Annotated in this window: 8 protein-coding genes; 2 read left to right on the forward strand and 6 right to left on the reverse strand. The window is 61.3% G+C overall.

The annotated features are described in order from the left end of the window. From AB4043_RS06710 to nadC, 6 genes are all read right to left on the reverse strand, one after another. The coding region (locus AB4043_RS06710; protein WP_442306722.1) for a DNA internalization-related competence protein ComEC/Rec2 at nt 1-2,685 on the reverse strand (2,685 nt) is incomplete at its 3' end. A gap of 93 nt (nt 2,686-2,778) precedes the next feature. Then, nucleotides 2,779-4,065, reverse strand: coding sequence for a 23S rRNA (uracil(1939)-C(5))-methyltransferase RlmD (rlmD, locus tag AB4043_RS06715; protein WP_442306723.1), 1,287 nt, complete (start codon nt 4,063-4,065; stop codon nt 2,779-2,781). Beyond that, entirely contained in the window at nt 4,062-4,778 is a 717-nt protein-coding gene (locus tag AB4043_RS06720; RefSeq protein WP_442301851.1) for a hypothetical protein, read from the reverse strand. The genes rlmD and AB4043_RS06720 overlap by 4 nt, the downstream gene beginning before the upstream one ends. Nucleotides 4,779-4,780: 2 nt before the next feature. Then, nucleotides 4,781-5,608: a type III pantothenate kinase gene (locus AB4043_RS06725; RefSeq protein WP_442301850.1), complete on the reverse strand. Its 828-nt coding sequence runs from the start codon at nt 5,606-5,608 to the stop codon at nt 4,781-4,783. A gap of 30 nt (nt 5,609-5,638) precedes the next feature. Beyond that, nucleotides 5,639-6,409 (reverse strand): biotin--[acetyl-CoA-carboxylase] ligase, encoded by a 771-nt coding sequence (locus AB4043_RS06730; RefSeq protein ID WP_442306724.1) that lies wholly within the window; start codon nt 6,407-6,409, stop codon nt 5,639-5,641. After that, complete coding sequence (gene nadC / locus AB4043_RS06735) at nt 6,409-7,302, reverse strand: carboxylating nicotinate-nucleotide diphosphorylase (RefSeq protein WP_442301848.1); 894 nt, start codon at nt 7,300-7,302, stop codon at nt 6,409-6,411. The genes AB4043_RS06730 and nadC overlap by 1 nt, the downstream gene beginning before the upstream one ends. A 109-nt stretch (nt 7,303-7,411) precedes the next feature. Between nadC and AB4043_RS06740 the strand changes: the two genes are divergently transcribed. Continuing rightward, a complete protein-coding gene (locus AB4043_RS06740; protein ID WP_442301847.1) occupies nt 7,412-7,660 on the forward strand; it encodes a hypothetical protein in 249 nt (82 codons plus the stop codon). Nucleotides 7,661-7,696: 36 nt separating this feature from the next. Continuing rightward, complete coding sequence (locus AB4043_RS06745) at nt 7,697-7,915, forward strand: hypothetical protein (RefSeq protein WP_442301846.1); 219 nt, start codon at nt 7,697-7,699, stop codon at nt 7,913-7,915. Nucleotides 7,916-8,007: the final 92 nt, after the last annotated feature.

The raw sequence follows: 8,007 nt of genomic DNA on the forward strand, positions 1-8,007 counted from the left end.
CGTACGCTCCGTACGGATCTGTGCTGTTTGCAGCCGTTGCAGGATCTCCATACGCGGATGGCCGAAGCGGTTATGTCTTCCCGCGGAGATGACAGCGTGGCCGGGATGCAGCGCCTGCAACAGCTCAGGCGTTGTGGAGGAGAGACTGCCGTGATGGCCAACCTTCAGCAGCGTGACCGGATGAACCATGCTCGATGAGAGCATCGTGGCTTCGCTCTGCCGCTCTGCGTCGCCTTCCAGCAGCACGGAGGCGCGGCCGTAGTCGATCTCCATCACCAGGGAATCGTTGTTGATTGGCCCAAGGCCATTGGGTGCAGATGCCTGTGGCGCCAGCACCTGCACGTGCAGACCTTCCCAGGCGAGCAAGTCTGGAGCGTGCAGCCAGCGCACCACAGTTCCCTGCTCGCGCGCCTGCTGCACCAGGCGGTGGAACGATGCGGAACCGGCGTCGACACTGACCCAGAGCTCACGCGGATGAAAGTTTCGCAGCACGGCAGCCATGCCACCCATGTGATCGCTGTGCGCATGGGTGAGCGCAACCACATCCAGCCTGCGGATTCCACGCGACCAGAGATACGGGGAGACAACCTCTTCACCGACATCCCAGCCTCCATTGGAAGGCTGCGAGGAACCAACCTGACCTCCCGCGTCGATCAGCATGGTTGCTCCCTGCGGTGCGGCAAGCAGGATGGAGTCTCCCTGGCCGACATCGAGCGCCGTGACTTCGAGTTGCCCTGGATGGAGCGGGGCACGGTAGGGCCAGGTGACCGCAAGCATCGCCATCGGAAGCAGGACGGATGTCAGCCATACCCAACGGCCACGGCGCCGTACCAGCCACAAACAAATCCCCCAGCATGTGAGAGCAAAGAGCATGGCCCACACCGGAGGGGCCGGCATGCGGAGATCGACCGCGGGTACGTGACTGACCCGCCGCGCAATGATGGTCATGGCATGCAGTAGCAGCGATGTCGCCGCAGCCGGCAGGATCGCCAGCCAGGGTGAGATCAGGGATGCAACAAAGGCCACGATTGCCGTCGGCATCAGCATGCCCAGCAGCGGCACGCACAACAGATTGAGCGGAACGGAGAAGAGCGTGAGCCGATGGAAGTAGATGGCCATGGGCAATGCCATCACCATCTCGGCTACAAGACTGACGAAGGCGAGTTCCACGAGGTGTAGTGCGGCACGTACGAACCACGCGGGCAGGCTGCGAGCCCATCTTCCGAAGATCCAGCCCACAGGCCGACCGTACATGCGCAGCAATACGCGGAAGTGCGCGATCCGCGGAGGAAGGCCGGTGTCGAGTTGCAAGAGGCGCAGCCGCTGCGTCGCCCGGAGATACGGCTGCACGGTGCGCTCGAGCAGAGGCACCGCAATGCCTCCGATCGCGATGATGACCAGCAGCGACATCTGCAGACTGGCTTCAAAGATCAGATGTGGGGCTTCTGCTATCACCACAACAGCCGCAAGGCCGAGGGCGTTCAACGTGCTGGGCTCGCGGGAGAGCCAGCGGGTGAGGAGGAAGACAACCGTCATGGTCAACGCGCGCTGCACCGGAGGCTGGAAACCGGTGAGCAGCGCATAGACCGTTGTGAGTCCGATCGTAATCAAGACGCGCCCGCCCTCCGGCAGACGGCGCGGCAGCAGCATGTAGATCATCGCCGCCAATAGCGCCAGATGCATTCCGGCGACGACGAAGACATGGAAAGTGCCGGTGCGCTCAAAGGCAAGACGCATGCGATGATCCAGCAGCGTTCGGTCACCAAAGAGCATGGCGCTGAGCATGCCCGCATCATCGCTCGTGAGCCTCAGTATTGTAGGCAGCATGCGATTTCCGCGCGAATCAGCAACGCGCTGTAAGCGTCCTGCGGACCATGTTGCCCACGCGTGCAATATGCAGGTGAATCCAGCATGAGACGACGGGATCGGCTGCAACACGGTTGCATGAATGCTGGCGGTGGCGGCGATTCCCTGTTGTTCCAGGTAGTCGGCATACTGCCATACGCCCTGATCAAGATAGCGCTCCGGTGTGCGCATCTGCACGGCAAATGCGAGCCTGTCGCCGCAGTGCAATTGCGGAAGCGCGGTCACGTCGGCGGCCTGCACATAAAGACGAAGGCCTCCCTTCACCGGAAGCATGCGCGACGTATCGGGCTTGACCTCTTCCACGCTGTCGACCGCAAGATCCACGGCAAGGAGATTTGCACGCTTCGGTGCGGACTCGTCTTCCAGCGCCTCGGGATCGAAGGTTTCGGGAGCGTAAGCTGCCGCGTTGAGCGGCTGCACGCGGACGACCTGCGCAGTGATCTGGCGGCTAAGACGATCGGCATACTGCGCCAACCCGGCTGCCGACGCGCCCCGAGGTTCCACTTCCAGACACAGCATGCCAGCCAACAGCCAGAGCAGCAACGCAGGCCACAGCGCGACTCGGGGAGCATAGCGCAGCGCAAGCCATGTCACCAGGACACAACACGCGCTGAGCCATAGCAGGCAGCCGACCGGAGTCCAGTTCCATCGCGCCAGAAGAATGCCGGAGACGAAACTTACAGCCGCCAGAAAGACAGGAATACGCCCGAGCCGCAACGGCTCAATCGCCCAGCGAGGCCACAACTTATCGAGAATGGATGTGGCCGCGTGCACAGATGGAGCATTTTCCCTGTAGGTGTACTGTAGAGCCTTCTGCATCTATGGGCGTTTTCCGTAATTAAAACGCCGCTGCGCACCCCTTCCGGGATACCCAGCAACAGGGAAAATGCTCTCGAACACCGCAGGCAAAAGCTATCTCTCGAAGACGGCAACCGTCTCCAGATGAAATGTCTGGGGGAACATATCCACGAGATACAGCTCAGCTAACGTGTAGCCGGATTGTAGCAGTCCGGCTGCATCACGCGAGAAGGTTGCGGGATCGCAGGAGACGTAGACGATACGTGGCGACTGTAATGCCGCGAGCCGCTCAACCACCTCGGTTCCCAGACCGGCACGGGGCGGATCGACAACCACCAAATCTGGCGCCTGCAGTTTGCCGCGGCGCAGAAATTCTGCCGTCGTGGCGCGAAGGGCACGATGAGGCGCAGTCACCAGCGATGAAAGCTCGCGAAAGCTGGCCTCACCGATCTCTACCGCTGTCACCTGCGCGAAGTGCTGCATCAAGGCGGCCGTGAAAAGACCTGCGCCGGCGTAGAGATCCCACGCGTGCTGTCCGCTGCGCTGCGCAGTTACCAGCGAGACCATGGTATCGATAAGGAAGCGGTTTACCTGGAAGAAGCCGCCTGCCTGGACACGATAGCTCTGACCTGCCGCGGTGTATGGCAGAAACGGCTCGCCCCACTGTGCTGCAACATGGCCTTCCACGGACTCATCCGGTTGGCCGCGATGTCCGCGCTGATCACGGTCGGCCTGCACCACACTGGCGCCGATGAGCTGCGGCATCTTCGATTGCAACGCTTCGCATAGCCGGGACAGGCGCGGTGATGCAACAGGCTTTGCCGCAAGCAGGGTGAGTTGCAGTTTGCTTTCGGATGTATCCGTAAACAGCTCTACTTCGGCAATGCCTTCCAACGGGAGTTCCATCAGTGCCTGGGCTGCCTGCCACAACAGGGGCGCGGCGATAGGGCACTCTGCAATCGGGAGAAAGACATGCGATCCGCGGCGGTTATAGCCGAGACGGTTGTTCTCACAGCGCAGGCGAACACGGTTGCGATAGTRCCACGGTTCGGCGGCATGTACAGCGATCTCCGGAAGCTGACGCACGCCTGCGCGCTCCAGCGTCTCGCGCAGGATGCCGCTCTTCATGGCGAGCTGCGTCTCGTAGACAGCGTGCTGATACTGGCATCCGCCGCATACACCGAAGTGGCGGCATAGCGCAGCAACGCGTTCCGGCGCGGGCTCGATCACTGCGAGCAGCTCCGCTTCGGCAAAGCCTTTCTTCGATGCGCGCACGCCTGCATCCACCACTTCGCCGGGAAGAGCGAAGGGGACGAAGACGGCTTTGCCCGCCTGCTCGCCTTCGGTCATGCGGGCGAGACCGTTGCCGCCATAGATGGCCTTCTCGATGCGCAGCTTCATAGGTCGTGAGTCATGTAGAAGAGCGAAAGACGTGGAAGATTACGCGCCTCCAGCATGCGTTTCTGCAGGAACTGCTGCTCCACCTGACGAATCTGCATGGCCTGCATGCGGCTGCGATACGGCGCAAGCTCTCGTGCCGCCTGTTCGCGCAGCGCGGTCAACTCCGCCTCAGGCGCAGCTGTCATTAGACCGGCAAAGAGCTTCTCTTCCAACACAGTCAGCGTGCGGTCCAATTGCTCCATATTCCCGCCAGCCGTTGCCCGCATCTCCGCGGCCAGCGCATGGAGACGTGTTGCCACTTCGGCAGCTACCGCATCGGCAGGCGCAGCCAGCTTCGCACCGGCAAGAATGCCGGCATTCGACTCCAGGTAGCGCGCGACAGACTCGCCCTCGAAGCCGGAGTCCTGGTCTTCTTGTGGTTGTTTGGAGGCGCCGGTCGCGGCTTCCTTCATCTCCTCGGTTGCTTCCATCACGGCCTGCGCGCACCACGCCAGACCGTTCACCTTCCGCACACCGCGAGGCGCTCGCCGCTGGCGCTCATCGTACTTATCGAATGCCTGATCGATGCCGCGCAGCACGGCTTCCAGCGGGATGCCGGCATCGCGCCAGGTCTCAATCAAAGCCCAGTCCAGCGTGGAGAGCATGAGAAGCGATCCGCGCCGCTGCTGAAAACGCTGCTCAATCTCAGTGAAGTAGTTGAAATAATTCAGCACAGCTACGCCTGCAACACCTTTGCAGCTTCGCCCTGCCGGCGGCGCCGCTCCTGGTTGCGGTCGTAGATGATGCGGAGACCTTCAAGGGTAAGCAACTCGTCGACCGTATCGAGATAGCGCGAACCGGGCGCGATCAGCTTGCCGAGACCGCCGGTCACAATTGTCTTCACCGGGGCGGCGAGTTCAGTAATCATCCGCTCCAGGATGCCATCCACGAGGCCGATGTAGCCGTAGTACAGACCGATCTGAATGTTGTCGGTCGTATTGGTGCCGATGATCTTGGAGGGCTTACGGATCTCAACCCGCGACAGACGCGCCGCCAGATTGAAGAGCGCATCGGCAGAGATACCCAGCCCCGGAGCGATAGCTCCACCGAGAAACTCACCCTTGGCCGAGACGACATCGAAGGTTGTGGCCGTGCCCATGTCCACCACGATGCAGGGACCGCCATAGCGCTCAAAGGCCGCGACACAGTTCACAATGCGGTCGGCGCCGACCTCGGTAGGATGATCGACCAGGACGGCGAGACCTGTTCGAATACCCGGCTCTACGAAGAGCGGCCGGATTTTGAATAACGTCTCCGAGACACGGCGCAACACGTGGTCGACGGGCGGGACGACGGAGGAGATAGCGATTCCGGTTACATCTTCAATCTTTAGACTGCGCAGCTCGAAGAGCTCTCGCAGAAGAACACTCATCTCGTCGACGGTGCGGTGGTGAATGGTGGTAACACGCCAGTCGGCGACAAGCTTTGACGGCTGGCCGGCCTCAGGGCGGTCATACACGCCCAGCATGATGTTGGTGTTTCCTACGTCGAGTGCCAGTAGCATTGCACGCTCTCTTAGCCTCTTTCCCTTCGGTCATTCGCAAGGACGCACACCGCCGGAGCGGACCGTGCGCATACCATCACGGGTATTAACCAGCAGAAACCCCTGAGGGTTCAACCCGCACGTCACCCCAGTATAGCCCTCGTCTTCGGCCACGCTCACCTGCTTATTCCGCACCCAGGAGGAAGCTGCGGTGAACCGCTCCAGCACGTCCTCACCCGCCGCTAATACCTTCAGCTCCGCCTCCAGGGCGCGCAACAGAGCGGTTAGAAGAACCTCGCGACTGTGGGGATGCCCGGTCTCCTGGTGCAGCGAAGTCGCAGTCTGGGAAAGCGGCTCAGGAAAGCTCTCGTGATTCACGTTCAGACCAATGCCGATGATTGCGTATCGCATCGCGTCGCCTGCAAAAGCCGACTCTACGAGGATGCCGGCGCACTTCTTCCCATGCAGTAAAACGTCATTGGGCCAGCGGATATCGGCCGCCAGCGCGGTCGTCTGTTCGATGGCCGCTTTCACCGCCATGCCCGCAATCAGCGATAGCCACAGCGCCCGGTCACTGCTCAGCGAGGGACGCACCAGAACGCTGACATAGATGCCGTCCTGCGGGCGCGAGTGCCACTGGTGCCCGCTGCGTCCCCGGCCCGCCGTCTGTTCCCCCGCCAGGTAGACACTGCCATGGGGAGCTCCCCGCTGCGCCTGCGCCAGGGCATAGGTATTGGTCGAGTCGATCGTGGGGAAGTACGCGACCTGGTCCGCAAAGATGGTTCCGCGAAGTTCAGCCTGCAATGCGGCCAGGCCGTACATCAGTACACGTCCGCGGTGATCTTCATGCTGAAATCGACGGCAACGGCGGAGTGCGTCAGCGCGCCGACACTGATGAAATCCACACCGGTCTTGGCATAGCTGCCGATGGTCTTCAGGTTCATGTTGCCGCTGGCCTCAATCGAGACGCCCGGAGCCCGCTTGCGGATTACCTTAACCGCCTTGGCGACCTCGGCGGGGGTCATGTTGTCCAGCAACAATGCCTCCGCCCCGCCCAGCAGTGCCTGGTCCAGCTCCGTAAAGGTGCGAACCTCGACCTGTATCTTCTGGCCGCCGCGACGGTCTTCCAGAGCCTTCTTCAACACCGTGGGGATGCCGCCGCCCAGTGAGATGTGATTGTTCTTGATGAGGACTCCGTCGTGCAGATCCTGCCGATGGTTGGTGCCGCCGCCGCAAGCCACGGCATACTTCTCCAGCAGGCGCATCCCGGGGAGTGTCTTGCGCGTATCCAGCACCTTGACCTTCGTTCCCTGCACCTCGCGCACGTACTGTGCGGTAAGAGTCGCAATTCCGCTCATGCGCTGCATCAGGTTCAGAATCACGCGCTCGCAGGAGAGGATAGACGCGGCGTTGTGGCGGATGACCGCCAGCGCCTGCCCCTTCTTCACCCGCACGCCATCAAAAATCTCCGGGTGGCTGATGACCTCGAAACGCCCGACGGGCTTCTTGCTGAGCCGGGCAAAGATCTCAAGGAATGCGGGAATACACCCCAATCCGGAGACGACACTATCTTCTTTTGCCAGGATCGACGCGGAGGCTCGCAGCGAAGGATCAATCGTYAGCCGGGTGGTCTCATCTTCGGTCGCACGGTCTTCTACCAGCGCGGCTTCCAGCAGGGCAGTCACGCGCTTGCTCTTCCAGTCCATGCGCTTCATTCTACGGCGTTTCTGGTGCCTGCCGAAGACTTGCATATTTCTTCCGGAACCGGGCATCCACCTGCCGGGTGGCCCCATCTCAACACGGATCAAAAGGGGGTGACAGACGATGGTCGAGGCACTCCATCACGAACCCGTCGGATTCACCAACCGCACACGCGGCCTTTCCGGCGAATATGCACATGAACAGGGCTGGCAATTGTTCGAAGACGAACGCCGCATCCCAGCTATTGGCCCCCCCGGCGTGGAAGAGAAATATCCCGGTCACGAGTATGATTGGGGCGCTCCATCCCCACCCGGTGACAAGGCTGCCAGGTCACCGGAAATTGGAGACGAGAGCGAGACAGAAGCAGCGTGATCGCTGCATGGCATAAACCGCGGAAAGGAGAAGAGGATGAGCAATAGGCAATCGACTCCACTCAAACAACACGGGGACATCAAGGAACCCGTGCACAACCGAGGCCACGACCGCAGCTACGCCGCCCATACTAGTGCCGACGGCATGCAACACATGAAACCGCAGGAGGTTTCCGGCAATAACTCCGGTAGCCATGGCAACAGTCTGCGCCAGCCACCTGCAATGCAAAGCCGTAGCGGCAAACAGCATCGCTAGATCTCAGCAAAACACGAAGGCCCGCAACAGAGGTGCGGGCCTTCGTTATATCTGCATATCTGCCACGTGTATCAGCCGGTATTTCTCAGACC

Source organism: Terriglobus sp. YAF25 (assembly GCF_052113305.1).
Classification (GTDB): Bacteria; Acidobacteriota; Terriglobia; order Terriglobales; family Acidobacteriaceae; genus Terriglobus.